Below are 25,321 nucleotides of genomic sequence, written 5' to 3' on the forward strand. Positions count from 1 at the left end.
TGCATAATTGCACTACATTAATTTATAATAAATCCATAGTCTCATAAAAACCATGGTTCTCTGGCCTTCATAATTAAAGCTCCGGCCTTTTCTTCTGTTATCCCATCAATTTCTAACAACTCATCTACAGATTGCTCCGCTAAATCTTCCATAGAGGTAATTCCCTTCGCAGCTAATTTATTAGCTAGCTCTTCAGTCATGCCTTCCATTGAGAGTAGTGATTCATCAGGTGAACCAGATAGCTCTTTACCCGAAGAAAGAGCCATAGTGAGTAATTTATCGTTTGCTCGATTTCTTAGTTCTTCAACAATTTCTTCATCGAATTCATCAATTGCAAGCAACTCTTCCTTAGGAACATAAGCGATTTCCTCAAGCGAAGAAAAGCCATGTGCTACTAATAATGTAGCAATTTCTTCATCAATTTCCAGTGCAGTTGTAAATAACTTCACTATTTTACTGGACTCTTCCAAATTCTTATTTTCAAATTCGTCCGTAGTCATTACATTCAAAGTCCATCCCGTTAATTGGCTTGCCAATCGAACGTTTTGACCATTGCGACCAATTGCCTGGGATAATTGATCTTTTTCTACAGCTAAATCCATTGTATGAGTGTCTTCATCAACAACAATTGAAGAAATCTCTGCTGGAGCCATCGCATTAATGACTAATTGCGCAGGATTGTCATCCCATAAAATAATGTCTACACGCTCACCACCGAGTTCACTAGAAACAGCTTGAACACGTGCCCCACGCATACCAACACAGGCGCCTACAGGGTCAATCCGTCCGTCGTTAGTTTTTACTGCAATCTTTGCCCGGTTTCCTGGATCACGAGCAGCCGCTTTAACCTCAATAACGTTCTCACCAATTTCGGGTACTTCGATCCGGAAAAGCTCAATAAGCATTTCATTACGAGTACGGCTTACAAATAACTGCGGACCTCGCGCTTGCGGGGTTATCTCATATAAATAAGCACGCACTCTATCATTCGGACGGAACATTTCATGAGGAAGCATCTCCGTGCGAGGTAAAAAAGCCTCTGCTTTACCACCTAAGTCAATGATAATATTATCTCGTGTTACTTTTTTAACAGTACCATAAATCAACTGGCCTAATTTGCTTCTAAATTGGTCAATGACGAGCTCACGCTCAGCTTCTCTAACCTTTTGCATGATCACTTGGCGGGCAGCCTGAGCTTCAATTCTGCCAAATTCAATTGAAGGGATCGATTCTTCGATACGATCTCCAATTTTTGCTGTCGGATTACGTTCTTTTGCTTGTTCGAGAGTTAATTGGCGGTCAGTGTGTTCTAACTCATCATCATTCACTACATCCCAATACCGAAACGTTTCATAGTCACCTGTACGAGGATCTAGTTTAATTCGCACGCCTATATCTAAACCAAAGATCTTGCGAGTTGCAGACTCCAGTGCGGCCTGAATGGCAAGTATAATTACATCTTTACTTACACCTCTTTCGTTTGATAACGCCTCTGCAACTAGTAACAATTCTTTGCTCATTGTTCGCCTCTCTATACTGTCAAACTTGCTTTCACAATATTTGAAAAAAGTAATTCTTGATCTTCGTTATTTACATTAAGTACCAAAGAACTCTCAGATACTGAGACAATAGTACCTGTAAATTTACGCTTACCATCAACTGGTTTAAAAGTTTTTACTTGTATTTCATTCCCTATATAACGTTGATATTGCCAACTTTTAAATAGAGGTCTTGGAATACCAGGTGATGATACTTCCAAGCTGTAATTCCCAGGAATTGGATCTTCAACATCAAGCAAAGCACTAACTTGATGACTCACCGCTTCACAGTCATCAATTCCTATTCCATCGGCCTTATCAATGTATATACGCAATAAAGAATGCTTACCTTGCGAAAGATATTCACATCCCCAAAGTTCATAGCCCATATCATTGATTGCAGGCTCTAATATTTGTTCCAATTCATCTTGTATCATAGTATTAACAAACCAAAAAAGGGTACATGCCTAATACAAATACAATATAGTAACCTAAGTTCAGGGAAGGACTTAACTCTAGAAAGTGATTGCTGATAAAACTATGTTTCCGAGTACGGCCTTGACTTTACTGGGCTACTACTATTTTTTTAGTGCAGTTACAAATTATACATAATAAAAAACCCCATAAATGGGGTTCTTAATAAGTGGTAGCGGGGGCAGGATTTGAACCTACGACCTTCGGGTTATGAGCCCGACGAGCTACCAGGCTGCTCCACCCCGCGTCAACTGATGGCAAGTATACTTAGAGTCGGTACGCTTAGCAAGTACTTTCGTACAGATTACAAATAAATATTGTTCTGCATTACAAAAAATGGGTTTTTTCTAATGCAGAAGCGGAATATTTACTTTTAGGAACCAAAAGCATTGATACACGCGACAATTAGTGTGCCTGGAAAAATACCTAGATAAAGAAGTGACAAGCAATTTAAAGAAAATACTAAAGTATTCCCTTTATTCATAATAACTGGTTCAACTTGTGTTGGTTTGTCAAAATACATGATTTTAACAATTCGTAAATAATAATAAGCACCAATTACTGTAAAGAATAAACCTACTACTGCAATCCAGGTCATTTGTGCATCGACCAATGCTTTAAGTACAAGTAATTTAGCAAAAAAACCAACAGTGGGAGGAACTCCTGCCAAAGAAAACAAAATGATTAACATCATAAATGCTAACCATGGGCTTCTTTTGTTGAGACCTTTCAAATCATCAACGTTATCAATTTCCATTCCTTGACTAGACATTAAAACAATCAAGCCAAAAGATGCTGCTGAAGTTATTGCATAGATCAAAATATAATACAGGGCGGCAGAATACCCTGCGGCAGTGGCGGCTAAAATACCAAACAAAGCATATCCCATATGTGAAATCGCTGAATAGGCTAGCAGCCGTTTAATACTGTTCTGTACCACCGCAAATAAATTCCCTAAGCCAGTTGAAAGCAGTGTCATGACCAATAAGATTTGTTGCCATTGCGTGCTGACATCCACTAGGCCAATAGTTAATAATCTAAAAGTCATACCTACAGCAGCAATTTTGGGAGCAGCACTGATGAATAAGGTAACTGACGTCGGTGCTCCCTGATATACATCTGGAACCCACATATGAAAGGGAACTGCCGCTAATTTAAATGCAATTCCAGATAGGATAAACACTAGAGCAAAAACAACTAAGGTACTCTGCTGTTGCCAATTCGCGGCAATTGCATTAGCAACCTCCATTAAATCAAGTTTTCCAGTCGCACCATAAATTAGGGAAATACCATATAAAAGCATTGCAGATGCAATTGAGCCCATAACAAAGTACTTCATTGCGGCTTCAGAAGCATCACTATCAGTTCGACGAATGGCAGTCATAGCATATAAAGGCAATGACAATAATTCCAAACCAAGGAAAATAGTCAACAGAGAATGTGCCGAAACAAGAAGCATCATCCCTAAAGTAGAAAACATTCCCAAAATATAGTAATCCCCTGAAGGCATTTGACGCTCATCGATATAATTTTTTGAATAGATAAAGCTCAATAATACCGTCAGATAGATAAAGACTTTCATTAAATTGGCAACGTCATCACTAATAAACAGACCATGAAGAGTAATGACTTTATACATGCCGATATAAAGGAAGCTAACAACAGCACCTAAAACCAAGCCAATACACGATATAATATAGGCTATTGATTTATACCGATGCCGTAAAAATAAATCAGCAAGCAGCGCAACACACGCTGCAACTAACACGATCATTTCCGGAAGGGCTACATGGATATTTTCAAGTAATGCTGTCATATTGATTAACCTTGATTACAATTTTGATTGACTTGCTAATGCTAGAGTATGGCTTACTGTTTGATGTATGTACTCTAACAATGGCTTAGGATAAACCCCCATAGCGATAACCATCAAAGCAAGTAGAACGTAAGCACTTAACTCAAAGCCCGAGAGGTCTTTTAATGCAGCAACCTTTTCATTTGCTACGGGACCAAAAATGACTCGTTTATACATCCAAAGATTATAGCCGGCTGCAGTAATTAGAGTCGTAGCAGCCCAAAATGTAATCCAAAAACCGGCCTTCATGGACCCTAAAATCACCATGAACTCACCAACAAAACCCGAGGTTCCTGGCAAACCGGCATTTGCCATACAAAACAACATAAAGAAAGAGGCAAACATTGGCATGGTATTCACTATTCCGCCCATATCTGCCAGGCGGCGAGTATGCATGCGGTCATAAATATAACCTACACCGGCAAACAGTGCGCTTGAGACAAAGGCATGGGAGATCATGACTACTATCGCACCTTCTAATATCAGGCCCGCAGCACTCAACCCTGTTTGCTTGGCTATAGCAAAGATAGCAAAAGAGCCCAATGTTACAAATCCCATATGCGAAATAGAGGAGTAGGCAATCAGCCGCTTCATATCCTTTTGAATAATTGCGACTAGCGCAATGTAGACAATTGCAATTAAAGACAAGGCAATCATGACCCCTGCATAGCGACTGCATGCGTCAGGAACTATTGGTAATGAAAAACGAATAAATCCATAAGCACCGAGCTTTAATAAAATTGCTGCCAGTACTACTGAACCGCCTGCAGGGGCTTCGGTATGTGCATCCGGTAACCAGGTGTGAACTGGGAACATTGGGATTTTAATTGCAAAACCAAGAAAAAAGGCAATGAAAATCAGTGTTTGTGCCGTCATTCCTAATTTAATCGAATAGAGTGCTTCGATATTAAACGTGCCGGCTATATAGCCCATATACAAAAAGCTAGCCAACATAAGCACTGACCCTAAGAAGGTATACAAGAAAAATTTTATGGCAGCATAAACTCGGTTATCTGACCCCCATATTCCAATAATGAGGTACATAGGAATAAGCGTTGCTTCCCAGAAGACATAGAATAAAATTGCATCTAAAGCCGAGAAAACACCGACTAATAAACCTTGCATAATTAAAAATGCAGCTAAATATTGTGCCACCCTATTGGTAATACTTTCCCAGGTCGCCAAGATCACCACTAAATTGGTAAAAATACTCAGCACGATTAAGAGTAAAGACATCCCATCAATACCTAAGCTATAGCTGATCCCTAAGGTAGGCATCCATTGAAATTCCTCCAGATATTGCATTCCCAATACTTTGGGATCAAAACCTGCAACCAGGGGGATACAAAGCAGCAAACAAAGTATTACAGTAAATAATGCCAAATAACGGGAAATATTCGGGCTCCGATCATCTCCAGCGAGAAGAACAAAAACACCGCCTATTACTGGCAACCAAATTAGTAAATTGAGCAAATAATGCATACCTTCACCCTATATTCAGCCGAGTATTAACCAGCATAAAAATCCAAGCAATCCAAAAACCATTACTGCTGCATAATGATACAGATAACCACTTTGTATAGCGCGACCTTTAGCTGAAAACCATCTAACCAGTCGACTGCTGCCGTTAACAAACATTCCATCGATGAGCTTTTGATCACCCAGACTGTAAAATACAGTTCCTATACCCTTAGAACCTTTCACAAAGAATAAGTTGTTAAATGCATCAAATCCATATTTATTAACAAGTATCTTATAAATGAGTGAAAATTTGCGTGCCAGATAACCTGGGATTGAGGGAACAGCAATATAACAAATCCATGCAACAGCAATCCCCGCTAAAGTTATCCAAAGGGTAAGTGAATAAACCGAATGCAACATACTTTCAAAAGGAGAAGTCACTTCATGAGCAAGCTCAGCCAAAACATTATGTTCAGGAAGAACAAACAAAGATGAACCTAAAATTGTCGGATTATCGTATAGCATAGGCATATACAGCACGTAACCCAAGATTATTGAAGGAATAGCAAGAAGAACGAGCGGCAACCATACGACCCATGGTGATTCATGAACATGACTCAAGGTATGCTCATCCATTCGTGGTTTACCATGGAAGGTCATAAATAGAGATCTAAAGGTATACAATGCGGTTACGCCGGCTCCAATAAGTACACAGAAATAGGCATAGCCACTTCCAGGTATATGGGATAACTGTGCTGCTTCGATAATAGTATCTTTTGAATAAAACCCTGCCAATGGCGGCAACGCACAGAGTGCCAGTGATCCGATCACATAGGTTAAGTATGTGATCGGCATTTTGTTCCATAAGCCGCCCATTTTTCGCATATCTTGTTCATGGTGCATGCCAATAATTACTGAACCTGCACCAAGGAATAAGAGCGCTTTAAAACATGCATGAGTGAGAAGGTGAAACATTCCTGCACTATATGCAGAGGCACCCATTCCAACCATCATATAACCTAACTGAGATAAGGTTGAATAAGCCACCACTCGCTTAATATCATTCATTACCAATGCTAAAATGCCTGTAAACAGTGCACCCGTGGCACCAATCACCAAGACCACGCTTAACGCAGTAGTAGAAAATTCAATTAACGGTGAAATACGCGCAATCATAAATACGCCTGCGGTAACCATGGTTGCAGCGTGAATCAGTGCGGAAATAGGTGTTGGACCTTCCATTGACTCAGGTAACCATACATGCAGAGGTACTTGTGCAGACTTACCCATAGCACCCACATATAAAGCCAAACAAATCACGGTCACTAAAGACCAAGGATGTCCATGAAATAACTCGATGCTTTGGCTTGATAAGTAACTTACGCTTTTAAACACCGTTTCATAATCGACGCTACCGGTATATGCGAAAACCAACGCAATACCTATTAGAAAACCGAAATCACCAACTCGGTTTACAATAAATGCTTTGAGGCTACCTTCAATTGCTGACTCCTTTTGATACCAGAAGCCGATAAGGAGGTATGAAACAAGACCTACACCTTCCCAGCCAAAGAACAATTGCAAAAAGTTATTTGCGCTGACCAGCATAAGCATCATAAAGGTAAATAGAGAGATGTAACTAAAAAAGCGTTGGTATCCGTCATCATCTGCCATATAGCCAATACTGTAGATATGCACCAGCAACGAGACAAAATTAACAGTCACCAGCATAACAACACTTAGGGGGTCAATCAAAAAACCTATGTTAAATTCAAAAGGAAGGATTAAGCCACCGCTGGCCCAATGATAAAGAACTGTGTTTTCAGTTGGAACGGCACCAGAAAACAGTTGCCAAGCAACATACAGCGATACGACAAAAGAAATGGTGACACCAAGAATAGTAGCACTATGGGCCCCGACGCGTCCTATTTGATTACGGAGAAAGCCAGCAATTATGGAGCCTGCCAAGGGAGCTAAAACAATTATTAAACAAAGTTGTTGGATACTCACAATGTTAACCTTTTAAATGATTCATCTTATCTACGTCAATATTGCCTCTATTTCTATAAAGCAACATCACTATCGCCAATCCTATTGCTGCTTCTGCAGCAGCAACTGTTAAAATGAAAAAGACAAAAACCTGACCACTAATCTCACTATAATAATGAGAAAATGCAATAAAATTAGTATTCACTGCAAGTAACATTAATTCGATACATACCAGCAATAAGATGATGTTCCTACGATTCATCATTATGCCAATAAGACCAAACCCGAATAAAATCGCACCTAAAATTAGGTAATTATTAACCGGTATCATATAGAATTCCCCAACATTATTTTTCTGCTTTCATATTAATTAATTCAACCCGTTCATTTCGACTTGTCAGAATCTGTTGTTTCACATTCTGTCTCTTCGACTTTCTCGGACCTCTATGCACCAGGGTAATTGCAGAAATAATTGCAATAAGCAACAATGCAGCGGCAATCTCAAAAGCCAGTAAATAATCGGTGTACAAAACCATACCTAAGGCTTCGGTATTTGATAATGGCTGTCCTGCAGGATTGTTTTGTGCCACATCAAAAAACTGGGTACTTATGGGCGCTTGGTTTTGTGTTTCAACATTCGACTTAAATGTACCTGCAGGTATAGATACCATTAAAAGACCTGTTAATAACGCAACCAGAATCAAGCCAAAGGGTAAATAACGTTTGTAATGGTTTTTAATTACTTCAATATCAATATTGAGCATCATGACCACGAAGAGAAACAGTGTCATCACTGCCCCCACATAAACCAGTACCAGAATCAAGGCAAGAAATTCTGCTTCTGCAAGTATCCATAAAATGGCACTGGCAAAAAAAGTAAGTACAAGGAATAAAACACTACGCACAGGGTTGTCTTGTATGATCACCATAAAGGCAGCACCGACTGCTATAGCCGCAAAAATATAAAAGATAATTGGAACTAATAATTCATGCATACTGTACCCCGTTATCGGTATTTTTCGTCAGCAGCTCGATCTGCTGCAAGTCTTGGCTCCAGCAAATCACCAAGCGCCAAGAGCTTTTCCTTAGTCATAATATTCTGACCACGTTCGCTAATATGGTAGTGAAGTACCGGTGTAACTACTATGGAATCTACAGGGCAAGATTCTTCACATAAACCACAATTAATGCATTTAAAGACATCGATATCATATCTCGTAGTTCGTCGAGACCCATCTTCACGAGGTTCTGCTTCGATAGTAATTGCCAATGCAGGACAAACAGCTTCACATAATTTGCAGGCGATACAGCGCTCTTCCCCATTAGGATAGCGGCGTAGAGCTAGCGCTCCTCTAAAGCGAGGAGATATGGGTGTTTGCTCTTCAGGGAATTGAACTGTGGTCTTTTTCTTAAAGAAATATTTACCAGTTAATTTTAAACCCTGCAATAATTCTATTAAAAGAAAACTGCGTACGTAGTATTTAATATATTGATATGCTTTTTTCATCGGCTTCTCTATTAACCATTAAAACCAAGGTTTAACATGTGTAACCACCATTAGCGCAGTTACAATAATCCAAACAATGGTGACCGGAATGAGTACTTTCCAACCTAAGCGCATAAGTTGGTCATAACGATAACGAGGAAAAGTAGCTCTTATCCATAAATACACATATAGGAAAAAGCTCACTTTTACGAGTAACCAAACAAAGCCAGGTACAACAAAAAATATATTTTCTAAGAAGGGAATTCCTTCAAAAGGTGACATCCATCCACCCATAAACATAATGCTGAGCAGTACAGAGACAAGAATCATGCTTGCGTATTCTGACAAGAAGAATAGTGCGAATCCTATCCCTGAATACTCGACATGGAAACCAGCAACGATTTCAGATTCGCCTTCTGCCAGATCGAAAGGCGCTCTATTGGTTTCAGCAATTCCAGCAATCCAGAATACAAAAAATAATGGAAGAAGAGGAATAAACCACCAGTGTAAAATTCCACCTCTTTGTGAATTAACAATATCTGTGAAATTCATGCTTCCGGCAGCTAATAGTACGCCCACTAAAGCAAAACCCATAGCAATTTCATAAGAAACAGTTTGCGCTGTACTCCTTAAAGCACCAAACATTGCATACTTCGAGTTGGATGCCCAACCTGCGATCAGAACACCGTACACCCCCAGTGAACTCATAGCAAAAACGTAAAGTACCCCTGCATTAATATTGGCGAGAACCATACCTTCTTGAAAAGGAACCACCGCCCAACCAGCCAAAGCCGGAACCAATGCGAATAAGGGTGCGGCAATAAAAAGATATTTATTGGAACGGGTAGGGATAATAATTTCTTTAGTGATTAATTTAATTAAATCCGCAATGGGTTGGAGCAACCCCCTTAACCCAACACGATTCGGTCCTATACGTGTTTGTATATACCCAATAACCTTACGCTCTGCGTATATTAAATATGCAACACATAGTAGCAAAGGTACTACGATTACTAATATTTTAATGATGACCCAAATTAATATGCTAATATCTTGCAGCATTTTCTTACCTGCCTAGCGCTTAATAGTTATTGCAGCAAATGAATGACCCAAATCTACTGTTTCAGGCATCGCGTTTGCTACCCATACAACATCTGCCGCAATGCGTTCATCACGTTTTAGCGGCAATGTTATCTCAATATCTCCCTGAGATACAGTAGCAACATCTTCTAATTTCAATCGATCTGCTGTTAGAGGATTGATGCGTATGCATGCTTGCTCAGCAGCTGCGCATAATTGCAGTTCTTTACTATTTCTGACAATTGCATCGCTGCGATAGAGTGGCCACTCTCCTACTCGAACTAACGATTGATTCATCATAGGTAGGCTCTCAGGATAATATGGTTTATATTCTTGCTCCATTGTGATTGCAACACTATTTTTAATTTCAGACAAAATATCTTCTGTTGACAAATAATCAAAGCCATCACAATGCAATAAATTACCTAATACTCTCAATATCTTCCATGCTGGTCTTGACTCGCCATACGGAGTCAAGGCTCCCTTGACAGTTTGCCAAGTATTATCAACATTAATGTAGGTGCCTGAGGTTTCAGCATAAGGAGCCATCGGTAAAATAACATCCGCATAGTCATGCATTGATTCATGATTGTAAGCAGACATTAATACGACAAACTCGGAAGCAAGCATCGATTGTCTTGCACCATAAGGATTAGCAAAATCAAACCCTGGCTCTACTCCCATTAGAAAATATCCTTTAAGTTTGGCATTTAACGCAGCCTGTACATCCATGCCTGGAGTGGAATCAGCCTTACCAGCAGTTGTACGATGCGGAACCATACCCGCCATCCAAGCACCAGCTGTATTGGCACCATGAGTAAGCCGGAGCACTTTGGCACCGCTTAATTTTTCAATATGGGAAATTAAAGTACGCAGTAGCGCAGCTTCAGGGTGATTTTCACAGAGGGCACCCGTAATTAAGCACGCTTTATCGTTTTTCAATGCTTTGGCAACTTTTTGAGTTGCCTTGTCTGGTTCAAGGCCTATTAATAATTTTTGTACTGGCGAGGGTAGCGTCTTGAGATCATCAGTAAGCGCTAAAGCAAGCTTGGCAAGTTGCATTGGCATTTCTAATGGTGAGACAATGAAACGCTCGCTTAGATCGAAACGATATTCAAAATCTACTGGGTTTATGGCATAAATGTCGGCACCATTACGATAAGCCTTACGCACCCTTACCCCTGCAAGCGGGACTTCACGATCAATATTACATCCAATCAATACAATCGTATTTTGTTGTTCTACTTCTGCATAAGTCAATGAACTTTTTGGAGTCGTTGCCTGAGTTTCTTGATCTCTAAAATCTACTTGTTGCAACCGGTGATCTAAATTATGAACACCTATTGCACGCATTAATTTTTGAAGCAAGTACAGTTCTTCTAATGTAGAAGAGCTTGATGCAAATGCTGCCACTTGTTCTGGGCCATTTTGTTTTATGACTCGTGCTATGCCCTCTGCTGCAAATTTTAAAGCAGTTTCCCAATCTACGATTTCCCATTGGCCATTACGTTTAATTTGTGGCTGGCTTGCTCTTAATGAACTCGTTAATCCAAGGTAGCTAAATCGGTCGCGATCGGATAACCATGTTTCATTAATTACTTCATTCTCTTTAGGAACAACTCGCATTAACTGATTGCGGCGTGTATGTATATAGATATTAGAACCCAGGCAGTCATGGGGCGCGACACCGTCATGCTGGGTGAGTTCCCAAGCTCTCGCTGTAAAACGATATGGTTTTGACGTTAAAGCGCCTACCGGGCACAAATCGATAATATTGCCAGAGACTTCTGATTTCATGCTGTGCTGGACATAAGTTCCAATTTGCATGTGTTCGCCACGACCGGTTGCACCCAACTCTCTTAATCCCGCAATTTCCTCGCCAAAACGAACACAACGAGTACAATGGATGCAGCGAGTCATTTCTGTTGAAATCAGCTCACCTAAATTATCATCATCTACTGAACGCTTTGTTTCAGTATATTCTGATGCATCCGCACCATATCCCATAGATACATCTTGCAGCTCGCACTCACCGCCTTGATCGCAAATAGGACAATCCAATGGGTGATTAATCAGGAGAAATTCCATAACCACTTTTTGAGAATGTAAGGCTTCTTTTGATTTAGTAAACACCTTCATTCCGTCAGTAATTGGAGTAGCACAGGCAGGAACTGGCTTGCGGCCATTTTCTACTTCAACTAGGCACATGCGGCAGTTTGCAGCCACAGATAATTTTTTATGATAACAAAAACGTGGAATATGAATGCCTGCTTCATCGGCAACTTCAATAATCATTTTACCGTTTTCTGCTTCAAATGTTTTACCGTCGATTTCAATAGTAGTAGTCATGGTCAAACCTTTTAATTATGCTGCGACAATTGAGCGTTTATGCTTAACGAAATATTCAAATTCATCGCGGAAATGCTTAACAAAACTTTGTACAGGCCAAGCAGCTGCCTCACCTAATGCACAAATAGTGCGTCCTTCGATATTATTCGCAACATTGATTAATTTCTCTACATCTCTAGGTTCTCCATGACCTTCTTTAATACGATGTAATAATCGGACTAACCAGCCGGTACCTTCGCGGCACGGTGTGCATTGACCGCAAGACTCATCCATATAGAATTCAGAAATGCGATATAAGGCGTCAACCATACAGGTTGTTTCATCCATAATTATTACAGCACCTGAACCTAGGCCTGAGCCTGCTTTTTGAATGCTGTCATAATCCATATCGAGTTCCATCATGACATCACCAGGTAAAACACGCATAGAGGTACCGCCAGGAATTACTGCTTTAATTTTTCGGCCTTTTATAACGCCACCAGCCAACTCAAGCAGTGTTTTAAATGGTGTTCCCAAAGGAATTTCATAATTACCAGGTTTATTAACATGGCCACTCACACTAAAACACTTAGTGCCGCCATTATTTGGCTTACCTAATTTTAGAAACCACTCACCGCCTTTTTCCATAATCACCGGTACAGAGGCAAAAGTTTCTGTATTATTAATCGTTGTAGGTTTGCCATATAAACCATAATTCGCTGGAAATGGCGGTTTAAATCTTGGCTGACCTTTTTTTCCTTCTAAAGAGTTGAGCAGTGCCGTTTCTTCCCCGCAGATATACGCACCGGCTCCCAAATGATTGTACAAATCAAAATCAATACCCGAACCTAAAATATTCTTACCGAGTAGACCGGCTGCATAAGCTTCTTTTAATGCAGCTTCTGTACGCTCATAAGGCAACCAGAATTCGCCGCGAATGTAGTTATAGCCGATAGTGGAACCCATGGTATATCCGGCTATTGCCATTCCTTCGATGAGTTGGTGTGGATTTAAGGTGAGTATTTCTCGGTCCTTACATGTACCTGGCTCACCTTCGTCGGAATTACAGACTACATATTTTTGCACAGGAGTGTTACGGTTCATAAAACTCCATTTTAATCCTGTAGGGAATCCGGCACCGCCTCGTCCACGCAAAGCAGAAGTTTTTAATTCATCAATAATCGATTGTGGAGAAGTTTGCTCTTTTAATATTTTTCTCCATGCGCTGTATCCGCCAACACTTTCATAAGCAGATAGTGTCCAGGGCTCTGGTAGATGAAATGTTCGATAACAAACTTGATTTAGTTCAACCACGGCAACCACCTCTATCTTTTTATTGGTATTGTTCCAATACTTTATCTATAGATTCAGGAGTCAGATTCTCATGATAATCCTTGTCCACTTGCATCATTGGTGCGTTAACACAAGCACCTAAGCATTCAACAGATCTTAAGGTAAAGCGCCCATCATCTGTTGTTTGACCTAATTTAATGCCTAATTTTTTTTCTAAATGCTCAACAACTGCAGCTGAGTCACGCAGCATACATGAAATATTTGTACAAACATTAATTGAATGTCTGCCGACTTGTTTGAGTTCATACATCGTATAGAAACTGGCAACCTCGTAAACAGCAATAGGCGGCATATCAAGATAATCAGCTACAGCATCCATTAGTTCGGTGCTTAGGTGGCCATGTTCTTCTTGGACGATTCTCAATGCGCTCATTACCGCAGATTGCTTTTGATCCTGTGGATATTTTGCTACCCAATGATCTATGTCCTTTATTCTTTGAGCTGACACCAATTGATTTAATATTTTTGCTGAATTATCAGACATTTCTAAAAACCTTTTTAAATTGTAATTTTCTGGGACATCTTTTAACAATTATCAAAAATGATATCCCACAAATTAACGATCGATTTCACCAAATACTATATCCTGGCTCGCCAAAATTGCGACACCATCAGCGATCATATGTCCTCTTGTCATCGCATCGTAGCTGGACAGATGCGCAAATCCAGGAGCACGAATTTTCATTCTATAGGGTTTATTAGCACCATCAGATACCATATAAATACCAAATTCACCTTTAGGTGCCTCAACAGCGCTATACACTTCTCCAGCTGGCAAACAAAAACCTTCAGTAAACAGTTTAAAGTGATGGATTAAGGCTTCCATATCTTCTTTCATTTCAACGCGGCGCGGCGGGGTAATCTTATGATCATCAATGCGAACCGGACCGGGATTTGCTTCAAGCCATTCAATACATTGTCTCACGATGCGATTAGACTGCCTTAACTCTTCTACGCGAACTAAATAACGATCATAGCAGTCACCAGTTTTACCTACTGGAATATCAAAATCCACACGATCATATACAGCATAACTCTGTTTCTTGCGTAGATCCCATGCAATTCCAGAACCACGAAGCATTGGGCCAGTAAAACCCCATTGCAAGGCTTCTTCCGGGGAAACAATACCGATATCTACAGTACGTTGTTTCCATATTCTATTGTCAGTTAACAAGGTTTCATATTCATCAACACAATGAGAAAAACGCTCAGTAAATGCCCATAGAAAATCAAGCAAAGTTCCGCTTCGATCTTCATTTAGTTTTTCAATTTCACGATCATTATGCCATCTTGATGCTTTATATTGAGGCATGGTGTCTGGCAGATCACGAGCAACGCCGCCAGGTCGATAATATTTAGCATGCATACGAGCCCCTGATACGGCTTCATAGCAATCAAAAAGGTCTTCGCGCTCCCTGAAACAATACAAAAATACAGTCATTGCTCCAATATCTAATGCAATAGCACCTAACCATAACAGGTGATTCAAAATTCGGGTTATTTCATCAAACATGGTACGAATGTATTGAGCACGAAGTGGGGCCTCAATACCTAAAAGCTTCTCTATAGCTCGTACGTAGGCGTGCTCATTACACATCATAGACACATAATCCAATCGGTCCATGTAACCAATAGATTGAAGATAAGGCTTTGTCTCTGCCAATTTTTCTGTTGCTCTATGAAGTAATCCTATATGTGGGTCTGCGCGAACAATCGTCTCTCCTTCAAGTTCAAGAACCAAGCGCAATACACCATGTGCTGCTGGATGTTGTGGACCAAAGTTTAGAGTGTAATTCTTCAATTCAATCATTTTTTGCCCCTTTTATCACCAATATACCGGTTATCTTCGCGGATAACCTTGGGCACCAAAATTCTGGGCTCGATATCTACAGGCTCATAGATAACTTTTTCGAGTTTTGCGTCATAGCGCATTTCAACATGACCACTAAGTGGGAAATCTTTACGGAATGGGTGTCCGATAAATCCATAATCAGTCAAAATGCGTCTTAAATCAGGATGTCCTTCAAACAAAATACCAAATAAGTCATAAGCTTCACGCTCAAACCAATTCGCGCCTTTCCACAAATGATGTACAGAAGGAACAATTAAATGAGACTCATCTACAAATACTTTAACGCGTAAACGATGATTTTTTTTGGTTGAAAGTAAATGGTAAACTACTGCAAAACGGGGTCTATCCAAAGTATACGCTTTAGCTTCTTGGCGTTCCACGCCTCGAGAGAAACCACTTTCTGTAGCTGATTCTGTTTCCCAATCATATTCACCATAGAGCAGGTAATCTACAGCACAAAGATCGATAAGTTGATCAAAAGAAAATGCGTCGAGATCACGCAATTCCAACATCATTGCTTTTAAATTTGATATACCACACTCAATAGTTACTTCATCATAAGCTACAGTAATATCATTAATATGGCTTGATAGTTCACTTTTGAGTTGTTCAACCAAAGAATCATTTTTTGTCATCTATTTGCACCTTTGATGATCTTAAGCTTCTAAGACTTTTTTATGCCTGATTTTGTTCTGCAATTGAATAATCCCATACAGCAATGCTTCCGCAGTTGGAGGACAACCTGGCACGTATACATCTACTGGGACAATACGATCACACCCTCGAACTACCGAGTAAGAGTAATGATAATATCCTCCACCGTTCGCACAAGAACCCATAGAAATAACCCATCGAGGGTCGGGCATTTGATCATACACTTTACGTAAAGCAGGAGCCATTTTATTGCATAAGGTACCGGCAACTATCATTACATCGGATTGACGTGGACTGGGACGGAAAATAATTCCGAATCGATCCAGGTCATAACGTGCCGCACCAACGTGCATCATTTCTACTGCACAACATGCTAATCCAAAAGTCATAGGCCACATAGAACCACTACGTGCCCATCCGAGAAGTTTCTCGACTGAAGTCGTTACAAAGCCACTTTTTTGCAATTCTGCAACCGCCATAGCTAGCCTCTAAGCAGATAAATATTAATAAAAAATCACCTCTGACTGCTTCTTCTTGTTCGAAGTTGCGTTCAGAAGTGAATTTGGAACCTGTTTACAACGCTAGTGTCTTGGTCATCATCCATCGATTTTTAAATACGCTTCTATTTATTCAAAAATCAGGCAATAGGCTCAATCTAGCGTATTGTCAACAAGCTCTACTCCGCACTCTTATTATCTATTCCCACTCGAGTGCGCCTCGTTTCCATTCATAAATAAAACCAATAACCAATAATCCTAAAAATAACATCATTCCAGCAAAACCAAACCAGCCAATTTTGCGTAAAACTAAGGCCCATGGAAAGAAAAATGCTGTTTCCAAATCAAAAATAATAAATAAAATGGCTACAAGATAAAAACGAACATCAAATGGAATGTGTGAATTTTCAAAAGCTCCAAATCCACATTCATAGGGAGAATTCTTGGCACTATCAGGCTTATGCTTTGAAAATAAGGCGCCTGCCCCAATCATTGCGATACCTAATGCCAATCCGACAATTATGAAAATGAGAACAGGTAAATATTGAGATAGCATTTTTTCACCTTGCACGGATTAAAATGGTGCCGAAGGCCGGACTCGAACCGGCACGGCTTTCGCCACCGCCCCCTCAAGACGGCGTGTCTACCAATTCCACCACTTCGGCATATTCTTTTTTGGACTGTTTACAGTTCTACTTCTTGACCTATCTGCCTTAATTTCTGCACTTCACTATCCTAAAATCAAGTCTTTTAAGTCCAGCCAGCCTAACGTGAACAAGCTCCATTAATTCTATTTTAACTCTTGGGGTACGCTCTTCAGCGTAACTCAAAGAATCTTATTTATTCTTTTTACTGTTATCTACTGGCACTGGAATTGAATTCGCAGGTGCACTAGTTTGCTGAGGAATTACTTGTTGCTCTGTTTTTTGATATTGTACAGACACCAAGTAAGATAACAATAAACTGGTGACAAAAAAGGTCAATGCCAAGCCACCTGTTAACTTGAATAAAAACCCACCTGTTCCTTGGCTTCCAAATAATGTATTTGAAGCCCCAGATCCAAAAGCTGCACCGATATCAGCGCCTTTGCCATGTTGGATAAGAACCAAGCCTATTAAAACCACAGCAACGATTACATGAATCATTAATATCAATTGATACATTTCACAATTTCCACAAACTGTTTCGCGTTCAACGATGCACCGCCTACCAAACCACCATCTACATCTGGCATGGTAAATAATGCCCTGGCATTGTTTTCATTTACACTACCTCCATAGAGAAGTGATAAACGTTCGGCATCGCTATGATTAATCTCTGCAACCCGTCTTCTAATAAACTGATGTACTTCCTGCGCTTGTTCCGGTGATGCAGTTTTTCCTGTGCCTATCGCCCAAACGGGTTCATAAGCTATAACACAATCACGAAAGCAATTTTTATCGTGTTCGCTTATTGCGAGCAATTGCTTGGCAATTACTTGCTCTGTTTGTCCTGCTTCACGTTCTTTTAGCGTTTCACCGACGCAAAGAACCGGTATCATACCATGTTCTTTTACATGGTGGAATTTTTGCGCTACAAAATTTTCATCCTCGTGAAAACAGTGTCTTCTCTCAGAATGTCCAACCAATACATAGCGACAGTTGAAATCCTTTAGCATAGGTGCTGATATCTCCCCAGTATACGCCCCAAAATCTTTTGGATAGATATTCTGGGCACCTATTTCAATTTTACAATCAGCAAGTATATCTCGAACCTTCGGGATATAAATAGCTGGTGGCATGACAATAACTTGGACATCATTAATAGAATTAAGTAATTCTCTAAGCTCTTTACTTAGTTGAATCACCTGCTGCAGCTGACCATTCATCTTCCAGTTGCCAGCAACTATCTTATGTCTCATCTATGCCCCCACGCTTTCAATTCCGGACTATACCCAAAGTCATTGCTGATGTGTAGCCCTAAAGCGATTTTTTTATTTAAAGCTTTGGTAGATAAAAAGCCTATCCGATCATTTTTATTACTGAAAAACCAAATTTCTCTCAATTTGGCTTATATCCTCACAGAGCTTTTGTGCATGCTGTTTTACTATAGATTCATTCATGCCTTCTACCATAACACGTAATAAGGGCTCGGTACCTGAGGGCCTGAGTAGCACTCTTCCTTCACCATTTAGGCTTGACTCTAAGGCCCTAACTACTTCAATCACTTGCGTATGTTCTGCAAGTAAGGTGGCGTAATTGGTTTTTAAATTTACTAAGCTTTGCGGTAATAAATTAATCCCTTCAATGAGCTGCTGCAGGGATTTCCCCTGTTTTACCATAATAGAAAGTACTTGTAAGGCCGCCACGATCCCATCGCCTGTGGTGGTTTTATCCAAACAAACGATATGACCCGATGTTTCACCACCAATTTTCCAATCCTTTTCTCGCAAAGCCTCTAACACATATCGGTCGCCGACCCGTGTTCTTACGAAAGGAATACCTAAACTTTTAATCGCGATTTCTAGGCCATAGTTGCTCATTTGAGTACCAACTACACCGCCATTTAAGACACCACGCTGATGCCTATCTTTAGCAATAATATAAAGGATCTGATCTCCGTCAAGTAAACGACCATTAGCGTCGATTAATACCACACGATCCCCATCGCCATCTAAGCCAATGCCAATATCTGCACCCGTGCTCACAACTTTTTGCCTTAAAAGCTCGGGAGACGTTGAGCCGCAATCTTCATTGATATTAAAACCATCAGGACGATTGCCAATGGAAATAACTTGCGCACCAAGCTCTGAAAAAACATTAGGTGCAATGTGATAGGTCGCCCCATTTGCACAATCAACTACAATTTTTAAACCAGAAAGTCTTGTTAATGATGGAATAGTGGATTTGCAAAATTCGATGTAACGTCCGCTTGCATCGTTTATTCGCGTTGCCTTACCTAAATTTTGTGAGGGTACTGTCTGCATTTTCTTTTCGAGTTCTGCTTCAATTGCCAACTCAACACTATCGGGTAGTTTACCCCCCTCTGAAGAAAAAAACTTGATTCCATTATCTTCAAAAAGGTTATGAGATGCACTGATCACAATCCCTGCATTGGCTCTAAGTGTTTGAGTCAGATAAGCGATAGCAGGCGTTGGCATAGGCCCTAATAAAGCAACATCGACGCCAGCAGCTGAGAGTCCTGCTTCTAAAGCAGACTCTAACATGTAACCTGATACCCTTGTATCTTTTCCAATAACTACTTTTTTGCGATGACCATTAGCCAGTACGCGGCCAACCGCCCAGCCTAATTTCAACACAAATTCAGGGTTAATATTGGATAAACCCACATGCCCCCGTATCCCATCAGTACCAAAATATTTACGTTGACTCATCCTTAACCACCTTCTTATTAAGAATTTATAGCTCGCGTGAGCTGCTAAACGTCCGCCTTACCAATCATGGTGATCATATGCAACGCTTGATTTGTTTCATCTACATCATGCGTTCTTATGATACTCGCACCTTTCAATGCTGCATAAACTGCGACCGCTATACTTCCTATCAACCGCTCACCCACCTCTTTAGCAAGTACTGCCCCAATTGTGCTTTTACGTGAAACCCCTAAAAGCAGCGGCATTGCAAATGTTGCAAAGCTATCAAGATTTTTGACTAAGAGCAAATTATCTTGTACTTGTTTTCCAAATCCAAAGCCTGGATCTAGGATTATATTTCTTTTTTTGATCCCCACACGCTCACACTCAGCAATACGTTCTGAAAAAAACTGCGTCACTTCTGTAAGCACACCATGTGGATAATAGGGCTGGTGTTGCATATTGTGAGGCTCTCCTTGCATGTGCATCAAGCAAACTGGAACTGCAAGTTTCGCAGCCATTTCAAGCGCTCCTTGACTACGTAAAGCATAAACATCATTAATTAGGTTAGCGCCCGCGGATACTGCAGCCTCCATTACTTCGGGTTTATTTGTATCAATTGAGATGCAAACATCTGAATGAGCACGGATTTGTTCGATAACAGGAATAACACGCTTTAATTCAGCATCTATTGGAACAGACTGCGCTCCAGGTCGAGTAGATTGTCCCCCAATATCAATTAAATCAGCTCCCTGGCTAATTAAGTGAAATGCATGCTCACAAGCCCTGCCCATGGATAAAAATTTGCCTCCATCAGAAAAAGAGTCTGGAGTGACATTTAATATACCCATAATAAGTGGTTTTTCTGGGGAATTTTTTAAAATAGGTTGGCGTTCAAGCCAACCTGAAAATTGCTTTATGTTCACCTGCTTCTCTCACTAATAGTATCAGTGCTCTTCAGCAGGATTTACAATGACTTCATGCTCTGATGGTTTTTCTGGCGAGTTATTTACCACTTCGGCACCATCTAAAGGTTTTGATGAACCCCAATCTTCCGGAGGAGAAGGCTCTTTACCGGACATAATCTCTTGTATTTGCTTGAAGTCTATAGTTTCGTATTTAATTAGGCTTTGAGCCATTAAGTGCAATTTATCCATATTCGAAACCAGAATTTCCTTGGCACGCTTATAATTTCTATCAATGATTGCACGTACTTCATCATCAATTTGTTGCGCCGTTCTATCTGACATTTCCTTATGTTTATTCATTGAGCGACCTAAAAATACTTCTTCTTCTTCTTCGCCAAAAGTAAGCGGCCCCAAAGTTGATAAGCCCCAAGTTGTGACCATTTTACGCGCGATTTCAGTGGAACGCATAATGTCATTCGATGCACCGGTGGTCACGCTATCCACACCAAAGATAAGCTCTTCTGCAATTCGGCCACCAAATAAACTGGATAATTGGCTTTCCAGACGTCGTTTACTGTGACTGTATCTATCTTGTTCTGGTAAGAACATCGTCACACCCAGAGCACGGCCTCGTGGAATTATAGAGACTTTATAAACAGGATCATGCTCTGGGACACTTAAACCTACAATCGCATGACCTGCTTCATGGTAAGCAGTCAATTTTTTCTCATTATCATCCATCACCATAGAGCGCCGTTCAGCCCCCATCATGATTTTATCTTTTGCTTTATCCAGCTCTATCATGCTGACTTTACGTTTATTAGCACGAGCGGCAAATAAAGCGGCTTCGTTCACAAGATTGGCTAAATCTGCTCCTGAGAATCCTGGAGTACCTCGAGCAATCGCCATAATATCGACATTGCCATCAACTGGAACCTTTTGCAAATGCACTCTTAATATTTGTTCCCGACCTCGAATATCCGGTAAAGGAACTACAACCTGGCGATCAAAGCGGCCTGGACGTAATAATGCAGGGTCCAAAACATCCGGACGGTTTGTTGCTGCAACAACAATAACCCCTTCACTGCCTTCAAAACCATCCATCTCAACCAGCAATTGGTTTAGCGTTTGTTCACGTTCATCATGACCTCCGCCAAGACCAGCACCACGGTGGCGGCCTACGGCATCAATTTCATCAATGAAAATTATGCAGGGCGCGTGTTTTTTAGCTTGTTCAAACATATCACGAACACGAGATGCACCCACACCAACAAACATTTCAACAAAATCAGAACCTGAAATGGTAAAGAATGGTACCTTAGCTTCACCAGCAACAGCTCGGGCTAAAAGAGTTTTACCAGTTCCAGGAGAACCAACTAATAATACACCGCGCGGAATACGTCCACCCAGATTTTGGAATTTGGTCGGGTCGCGTAAAAAATCAACTAACTCTTTCACTTCTTCTTTCGCTTCGTCGACTCCAGCTACATCCGCAAAAGTTACTTTAACTTGATCTTCACCAAGCAAGCGTGCACGTGAACGGCCAAAAGACATTGCCCCTCGGCCACCCCCGCCTTGCATCTGGCGCATGAAAAAAACCCATACCCCAATTAAAAGCAGCATAGGGAACCAGTTGATGAATAAATGGAGAAGGAAGCTTTCTTGTTGCTTTTCTTGGCCACTTACATCGACTTTGCTTTTCAATAATTCACCAAGCAAAGCGTTATCTTGCATCGGCATGTATGTAACAAAACGTTTGTTATTTTTCGTCATCCCTTTGATGATTTTATCATCCTCAATGGTGACTGAGTTAACCATACCTTGATCGACTTCTTTCAAAAACTGGCTGTAAGAGAGTTTCTCAGCGACCGAGTTTCGAGGGCCGAAATTACTGAAAACTGAAACAAGCACAATTGCTATAATCAGCCATAAAAATAAATTCTTAACCATGTCGTTCAAAGTATTAACCTCGTTAGTGACGTACAGCTTTATTTTATGATCGAATTCCTTTAGATCATAAAGTTACTATAAATTGTATCCCTTTGCCAGCAAATAGGTTTCTTTTGAGCGAGCTCGCGAAGCTGAAGGCTTCCGAATCACGACTTTCTCAAAAGAAGCTCTCGCCTGTTTTACTAAATCATCAAAGCCAACTCCATGAAAGATTTTAATAAGCATGGACCCACCAGGCTTTAACATTTTTTCCGCAAAATCAAAAGCCAGTTCCACCAAATACATGGCCCGGGGAATATCAATTGCTGCGGAGCCACTCATATTTGGGGCCATATCTGATAATAACAAGTCAACACTGCGCTCTGGAATTAGATCCATCAGTTTTTGCAACACTTCATCTTCTCGAAAATCACCGAGAATAACATCGACATCAGGTAAAGCATCCATAGGCAATATATCCAAAGCGACGATGCGGCCGCGTCCTTGTAACCGTTCAGATACATACTGAGTCCACCCTCCAGGGGCCGCCCCTAGATCAACTACAGTCATCCCAGGTTTAAGCAAAGACTCTTTCTCGTCTACCTCTTTTAATTTGTATACTGCACGGCTACGATAGCCTTCTGCTTGTGCTTTTTTTACATAAACATCATCAAAGTGCTCTTGCAACCACCGTTTACTGCTTTTCGTACGCTTCATAAATTTATTTATGAGTATCAGTTAAATCTATGATACTGAATTTCACTACCTTTTCCCAGCAAAACGTGCAATAATTTGCCATTTTATCAATCAACCTCCAAAATAATTGAATTATTGGAGGGTATTAAGGAAACGTTACAGTGGATACTGCACTCAAAAAAGCGCTTAAAGCCCAAGCACATCACTTAAAACCTGTCGTACTTCTTGGAGCCAAAGGATTAACTGAAGCAGTGATTGCAGAAACAGATGTTGCATTGCTTTCGCACGAATTAATTAAGGTAAAAATTAACGGCGCAGAAAAAGAAGACCGACTGATTATGGCCGGTGAGCTATGCCAGCAACTGCATGCAGAACTGATACAAATTATAGGTAATACCGTGATTATGTACCGTAAAAATGAAGAGAAACATAAGTGACAGAACTGCGAGTATTGTATACACTAGATTATTGTTTAGCAAAACACATATTCCCTTCAAAATCCAATCCCTAAATTAATTGTGAAAGGTGCGGGCAAATAAGGGTTATTAAATTATCGTATGGCCTATGATATTAAAATACATTCCAAATGCTCTGACTTTATTACGTCTCCTATTAATTGGGCCTTTTATATTTTATTTATACCATCATGAGTACACGATTGCTTTTTATTTATTTATATTTGCTGGATTAAGTGATGGTTTGGATGGCTTTTTAGCCCGAAGTTTTAACTGGCAAAGTTTTTTTGGTTCGTTCATTGATCCGCTCGCTGATAAATTATTAATTGCCACCAGCTTCATCTCTTTAGCCTTAATTGGCGTTTTGCCTTGGTGGCTAGTCATTTTAGTTTTCTTCAGAGATTTGACAATTTCCTTAGGGGTCCTGGCTTGGTATCAATTTATTCGCCGCAAACTGGACTTTCAACCCACATTACTCAGTAAGATTAATACAGCATTACAATTAACGCTTGTTACCTCGTGTTTATTTGAATTAGCTTATTTTGAATTTCCTCCCTACCTCCTTAATGTCTTGATCCTATTAACGACGTTTACTACAGCCATTACATATATTGATTATATCTGGACATGGGGCAGAAAAGCTTGGCCCAAAAAAGAACCATCATAATGAATAAGCAATTAGCACTGGCTATAAAATTAAATGATGAATCAACCCTGGCTGATTTCAATTGGGGTTCGAATAAACTCCTGCAGCAACAATTGCATAACATGCTCACGCATAGAGAAGATCGGTTGCTTTATCTGTGGGGCAATAAAGGTAGTGGAAAAACTCACTTATTGCAGGCATGTTGTCAAGCCGTTAATTCCACTCAAACCGCCATCTATCTCCCTTTGACTCTTCTTAAAGAATGGGGACCGCAAACCATAGAAGGTGTGGAAGAACAAGAATTAATCTGTATCGATGATATAGACATGATTGCCAAAAATCCTGAATGGGAAGAAGCTTTATTCCATTTATACAATAAAATCAAAGATATGGAAAAAAGTACTTTAATCATTTCGGGAAATCAATCACCAACCACAATCCCCATCCAGTTAGCTGACTTACGCTCTAGATTAAGCTGGGGGTTGGTCATCCAGTTAATGGAATTAAACGATGAAGATAAAATTAATACCTTAAAACTGCATGCTTTAAAACGCGGATTTGATTTACCCAATAGTGTAGGGCAATTCCTCCTGAATCGGTGTTCGCGAAACATGCATGATTTGCAAAATTTGCTTAATCGTTTGGATGATGCCTCACTTGCCGCGCAACGAAAAATAACCATTCCTTTTGTAAAAGATATCTTAAATATATAACTTCAAAAAGCAGACTAAATTCTAATGAGTGGATTGCTTGAACCGAATGTCAACA

General features: G+C 40.2%; 25 protein-coding genes and 2 tRNA genes. 3 read left to right on the plus strand and 24 right to left on the minus strand.

What is annotated here, in order from left to right; all coding sequences use genetic code 11:
- Window positions 1-41 precede the first annotated feature (41 nt).
- From nusA to rlmE, 24 genes are all read right to left on the minus strand, one after another.
- Window positions 42-1,520: a transcription termination factor NusA gene (gene nusA, locus OQJ26_RS08830; protein WP_265703497.1), complete on the minus strand. Its 1,479-nt coding sequence runs from the start codon at window positions 1,518-1,520 to the stop codon at window positions 42-44.
- An 11-nt stretch (window positions 1,521-1,531) separates the two neighbouring features.
- Window positions 1,532-1,975, minus strand: a complete 444-nt coding sequence (gene rimP / locus OQJ26_RS08835; RefSeq protein WP_265703498.1) for a ribosome maturation factor RimP — start codon at window positions 1,973-1,975, stop codon at window positions 1,532-1,534.
- Window positions 1,976-2,182: 207 nt separating this feature from the next.
- Window positions 2,183-2,259: transfer RNA gene (locus OQJ26_RS08840), tRNA-Met, on the minus strand.
- Between the two features lie 126 nt (window positions 2,260-2,385).
- A complete protein-coding gene (gene nuoN, locus OQJ26_RS08845) occupies window positions 2,386-3,828 on the minus strand; it encodes an NADH-quinone oxidoreductase subunit NuoN (RefSeq protein ID WP_265703499.1) in 1,443 nt (480 codons plus the stop codon).
- Window positions 3,829-3,843: 15 nt separating this feature from the next.
- Window positions 3,844-5,349 carry a complex I subunit 4 family protein gene (locus OQJ26_RS08850; RefSeq protein WP_265703500.1) on the minus strand — a complete coding sequence of 502 codons (1,506 nt, stop codon included), beginning with the start codon at window positions 5,347-5,349 and terminating at the stop codon, window positions 3,844-3,846.
- 15 nt (window positions 5,350-5,364) lie between these two features.
- Window positions 5,365-7,338, minus strand: coding sequence for an NADH-quinone oxidoreductase subunit L (gene nuoL / locus OQJ26_RS08855; RefSeq protein ID WP_265703501.1), 1,974 nt, complete (start codon window positions 7,336-7,338; stop codon window positions 5,365-5,367).
- Between the two features lie 4 nt (window positions 7,339-7,342).
- On the minus strand, window positions 7,343-7,648 hold the full coding sequence (nuoK, locus tag OQJ26_RS08860; protein WP_028381747.1) for an NADH-quinone oxidoreductase subunit NuoK: 306 nt from the start codon (window positions 7,646-7,648) through the stop codon (window positions 7,343-7,345).
- Window positions 7,649-7,664: 16 nt separating this feature from the next.
- Window positions 7,665-8,312 (minus strand): NADH-quinone oxidoreductase subunit J, encoded by a 648-nt coding sequence (locus tag OQJ26_RS08865; protein ID WP_265703502.1) that lies wholly within the window; start codon window positions 8,310-8,312, stop codon window positions 7,665-7,667.
- Between the two features lie 11 nt (window positions 8,313-8,323).
- Window positions 8,324-8,824, minus strand: coding sequence for an NADH-quinone oxidoreductase subunit NuoI (gene nuoI, locus OQJ26_RS08870; RefSeq protein WP_265703503.1), 501 nt, complete (start codon window positions 8,822-8,824; stop codon window positions 8,324-8,326).
- An 18-nt stretch (window positions 8,825-8,842) separates the two neighbouring features.
- A complete protein-coding gene (nuoH, locus tag OQJ26_RS08875; RefSeq protein WP_028381744.1) occupies window positions 8,843-9,865 on the minus strand; it encodes an NADH-quinone oxidoreductase subunit NuoH in 1,023 nt (340 codons plus the stop codon).
- A gap of 12 nt (window positions 9,866-9,877) precedes the next feature.
- Window positions 9,878-12,232, minus strand: a complete 2,355-nt coding sequence (gene nuoG / locus OQJ26_RS08880) for an NADH-quinone oxidoreductase subunit NuoG (protein ID WP_265703504.1) — start codon at window positions 12,230-12,232, stop codon at window positions 9,878-9,880.
- Between the two features lie 15 nt (window positions 12,233-12,247).
- Window positions 12,248-13,525 carry an NADH-quinone oxidoreductase subunit NuoF gene (nuoF, locus tag OQJ26_RS08885; protein WP_265703505.1) on the minus strand — a complete coding sequence of 426 codons (1,278 nt, stop codon included), beginning with the start codon at window positions 13,523-13,525 and terminating at the stop codon, window positions 12,248-12,250.
- 19 nt (window positions 13,526-13,544) lie between these two features.
- On the minus strand, window positions 13,545-14,048 hold the full coding sequence (nuoE, locus tag OQJ26_RS08890; RefSeq protein ID WP_265703506.1) for an NADH-quinone oxidoreductase subunit NuoE: 504 nt from the start codon (window positions 14,046-14,048) through the stop codon (window positions 13,545-13,547).
- Between the two features lie 72 nt (window positions 14,049-14,120).
- The gene (locus OQJ26_RS08895; protein ID WP_265703507.1) at window positions 14,121-15,374 is read right to left on the minus strand and encodes an NADH-quinone oxidoreductase subunit D; all 1,254 of its coding nucleotides are present in this window, start codon (window positions 15,372-15,374) and stop codon (window positions 14,121-14,123) included.
- The gene (locus OQJ26_RS08900; RefSeq protein ID WP_265703508.1) at window positions 15,371-16,051 is read right to left on the minus strand and encodes an NADH-quinone oxidoreductase subunit C; all 681 of its coding nucleotides are present in this window, start codon (window positions 16,049-16,051) and stop codon (window positions 15,371-15,373) included. Before OQJ26_RS08900 ends, OQJ26_RS08895 begins: the two co-directional genes overlap by 4 nt.
- A 21-nt stretch (window positions 16,052-16,072) precedes the next feature.
- Window positions 16,073-16,549: a NuoB/complex I 20 kDa subunit family protein gene (locus tag OQJ26_RS08905; protein WP_028381738.1), complete on the minus strand. Its 477-nt coding sequence runs from the start codon at window positions 16,547-16,549 to the stop codon at window positions 16,073-16,075.
- A 217-nt stretch (window positions 16,550-16,766) separates the two neighbouring features.
- The gene (locus OQJ26_RS08910) at window positions 16,767-17,123 is read right to left on the minus strand and encodes an NADH-quinone oxidoreductase subunit A (RefSeq protein ID WP_028381737.1); all 357 of its coding nucleotides are present in this window, start codon (window positions 17,121-17,123) and stop codon (window positions 16,767-16,769) included.
- A 24-nt stretch (window positions 17,124-17,147) separates the two neighbouring features.
- A tRNA-Leu gene (locus OQJ26_RS08915) sits at window positions 17,148-17,232 on the minus strand.
- A gap of 171 nt (window positions 17,233-17,403) precedes the next feature.
- Window positions 17,404-17,730, minus strand: a complete 327-nt coding sequence (gene secG / locus OQJ26_RS08920) for a preprotein translocase subunit SecG (protein WP_265703509.1) — start codon at window positions 17,728-17,730, stop codon at window positions 17,404-17,406.
- Window positions 17,718-18,467, minus strand: a complete 750-nt coding sequence (gene tpiA, locus OQJ26_RS08925) for a triose-phosphate isomerase (RefSeq protein WP_265703510.1) — start codon at window positions 18,465-18,467, stop codon at window positions 17,718-17,720. The genes secG and tpiA overlap by 13 nt, the downstream gene beginning before the upstream one ends.
- 117 nt (window positions 18,468-18,584) lie before the next feature.
- Complete coding sequence (gene glmM, locus OQJ26_RS08930) at window positions 18,585-19,940, minus strand: phosphoglucosamine mutase (RefSeq protein ID WP_265703511.1); 1,356 nt, start codon at window positions 19,938-19,940, stop codon at window positions 18,585-18,587.
- 44 nt (window positions 19,941-19,984) lie between these two features.
- Window positions 19,985-20,845, minus strand: a complete 861-nt coding sequence (folP, locus tag OQJ26_RS08935) for a dihydropteroate synthase (protein ID WP_265703512.1) — start codon at window positions 20,843-20,845, stop codon at window positions 19,985-19,987.
- A gap of 21 nt (window positions 20,846-20,866) precedes the next feature.
- Window positions 20,867-22,777 carry an ATP-dependent zinc metalloprotease FtsH gene (gene ftsH, locus OQJ26_RS08940; RefSeq protein WP_265703655.1) on the minus strand — a complete coding sequence of 637 codons (1,911 nt, stop codon included), beginning with the start codon at window positions 22,775-22,777 and terminating at the stop codon, window positions 20,867-20,869.
- Between the two features lie 75 nt (window positions 22,778-22,852).
- A complete protein-coding gene (gene rlmE, locus OQJ26_RS08945) occupies window positions 22,853-23,473 on the minus strand; it encodes a 23S rRNA (uridine(2552)-2'-O)-methyltransferase RlmE (RefSeq protein ID WP_028381731.1) in 621 nt (206 codons plus the stop codon).
- Between the two features lie 140 nt (window positions 23,474-23,613).
- Between rlmE and yhbY the strand changes: the two genes are divergently transcribed.
- From yhbY to hda, 3 genes are all read left to right on the plus strand, one after another.
- Window positions 23,614-23,889 (plus strand): ribosome assembly RNA-binding protein YhbY, encoded by a 276-nt coding sequence (gene yhbY / locus OQJ26_RS08950; protein ID WP_265703513.1) that lies wholly within the window; start codon window positions 23,614-23,616, stop codon window positions 23,887-23,889.
- Window positions 23,890-24,016: 127 nt separating this feature from the next.
- Complete coding sequence (locus OQJ26_RS08955) at window positions 24,017-24,574, plus strand: CDP-alcohol phosphatidyltransferase family protein (protein ID WP_265703514.1); 558 nt, start codon at window positions 24,017-24,019, stop codon at window positions 24,572-24,574.
- Entirely contained in the window at window positions 24,574-25,266 is a 693-nt protein-coding gene (gene hda, locus OQJ26_RS08960) for a DnaA regulatory inactivator Hda (RefSeq protein ID WP_265703515.1), read from the plus strand. The genes OQJ26_RS08955 and hda overlap by 1 nt, the downstream gene beginning before the upstream one ends.
- Window positions 25,267-25,321 lie beyond the last annotated feature (55 nt).

This window comes from Legionella sheltonii, assembly GCF_026191355.1.
Classification (GTDB): domain Bacteria; phylum Pseudomonadota; class Gammaproteobacteria; order Legionellales; family Legionellaceae; genus Legionella; species Legionella sheltonii.